This window comes from Streptomyces sp. NPDC127092, assembly GCF_042722475.1.
GTDB lineage: Bacteria > Actinomycetota > Actinomycetes > Streptomycetales > Streptomycetaceae > Streptomyces.
Map to the genome: position 1 here is coordinate 1 of NZ_JBHXFE010000182.1, position 1,707 is coordinate 1,707.

2 protein-coding genes are annotated in these 1,707 nt (G+C 67.4%); one reads left to right on the top strand and one right to left on the bottom strand.

Annotation, left to right across the window (positions count from 1 at the left end; all coding sequences use genetic code 11):
• Nucleotides 1-241: 241 nt before the first annotated feature.
• Complete coding sequence (locus tag ACFWJO_RS38610; RefSeq protein ID WP_002855901.1) at nucleotides 242-652, top strand: four-helix bundle copper-binding protein; 411 nt, start codon at nucleotides 242-244, stop codon at nucleotides 650-652.
• Between the two features lie 174 nt (nucleotides 653-826).
• Here the strand turns inward: ACFWJO_RS38610 and ACFWJO_RS38615 are convergent.
• Nucleotides 827-1,707: L-dopachrome tautomerase-related protein (locus tag ACFWJO_RS38615; RefSeq protein WP_386872872.1), on the bottom strand; the 881-nt coding region annotated here is incomplete at its 5' end.

The window sequence follows — 1,707 nt, forward strand, 5'->3', positions numbered from 1 at the left end:
ACTTGCCGGAGTGCCAAGTTCCGAGCCGATTCAGGGTTGAGCCGGGCCCGGAAAGGCCGTCATTTCGGGCCTAGCCGCCCGCTCGAACGGCTCGGGCGGAACCCGTGGCCGGCTGGGATCTTCACGGAATCTTCAAAGTTGAGCCCCTTTTCCGGGCCGGGCGGGGGGTCTATGGTCGGTTGCATGGCGGGCCGGTTCCAGCCGGTTCGTTTTCCGAACCGCACCGATGAAGGAGTAAGCCATGACCCATCACGTGAGCTCGATGCTGGAGACCTACCCGAAAGACTTGGGGGACATCGACCGGCAGAAGCTGGCCGAGTGCATCGAGGCCTGTTTCGAGTGCGCTCAGACCTGTACGGCCTGCGCGGACGCGTGCCTGGCCGAGGACATGGTCGCAGAACTGAGGCAGTGCATCCGGTTCAATTTGGATTGCGCCGACATCTGCGCCACCACCGGGGCGGTGCTGTCCAGGCAGACCGGCAACAACGTCGAGACCACTCGTGCCCTGCTGGAGGCCTGCCGGACCGCCTGCAAGACGTGCGGGGACGAGTGCGCCTCCCACGCTGAAATGCACGAGCACTGCAAGATCTGCGCTGAGGCTTGCCGGCGCTGCGAGCGGGCCTGCGCCGAGTTGCTCGCCTCCCTGGGCTGAGCGCAGTCCAGGCCCATGCCGTAATGCCAGTCAGGGCCAGCAGGCGTGGAACATGTGCTGCTGTCCCTGACTGGCCCGGCGGTAAAAGAACATCCCCGCAGGAGGAGAACTCGACGTGTCAAAGACAGGGCGCTTCACTTGTGCATGGCTGCATCCAGTTCCGTCCCGCTGTGGTCAGCGCAGCAGGACGGGTCGGGCGTCGATGCGGGTGCGGAAGAGGGTGTAGGGCTTGACCCGTTCATCCTGCCCCTGCCGGTAGTCGGCCTGGCGGTGGAGCTGGTTCGCGGTGATGTAGAGGTAGCCGTCGGCCGCGACCGAGAGCGTGTCCGGCCACAGCAACCGAGGGTCGCTGACCACGGTCTCCCACGCCCCGACGGTGTCGACCCGACGCCGCAGCACCGCGTTGTGCTCGTAGTTCGTCGCATACACGTTGCCCTGTGCGTCGGACTCCAGGCCGTCGCCGGCCCCGCCCTTGTCGCCTTCATCACGCACGGTCGCGGCCACCGCCGCCTCATCCAGGGCTCGGTCCACCAGCGCGTCGGTAGCCACACTGTAGAGCCGCCGGGATGCCAGCGGGCAGTAGTAGAGGCGGGCGCCGTCGGCGCCGATGGCGATTCCGTCCGCGCCCATCGCGATCGCCGGCGCCACGGTCCCGTCCTCCTGGCGGGCGACCATCGGGCGGCCCTCGACAACCGGCATGAAGTCTGTGAGCGGCTCGGCCTTCGTGGAGGGGTGCTCGTGCAGCCGCCGCCAGCTCTGACCGGTGGCCAGGTCCACCACCACCAGCGCGTTGGGTCCCTGGTCGGAGGAGTCGGTGAGGTAGGCGACGCCCTCGGCTCCGCGGCGCAGGTCGAAGCGCACGTCGTTGAGGTAGCTGGTGGGCAACGCGACATCCTGGGGGAACAGGATGGTCTTGACCACTGTGTCGCTGGTCAGGTCGACGCAGACGAGCTTGGGCCCGCCGTAGGTCGTGGGCTTGAATAGCGGGCTTCCGGTGTCCAGGATCCACAGCCGATCGGCAGGGTCCACCACCACGCTCTGCACCGAGACCAGGG

Excerpts from the sequence above, each read along its gene's own strand:
- ACFWJO_RS38610 (WP_002855901.1), top strand. The coding sequence starts at position 242 with ATGACCCATCACGTGAGCTCGATGCTGGAGACCTACCCGAAAGACTTG.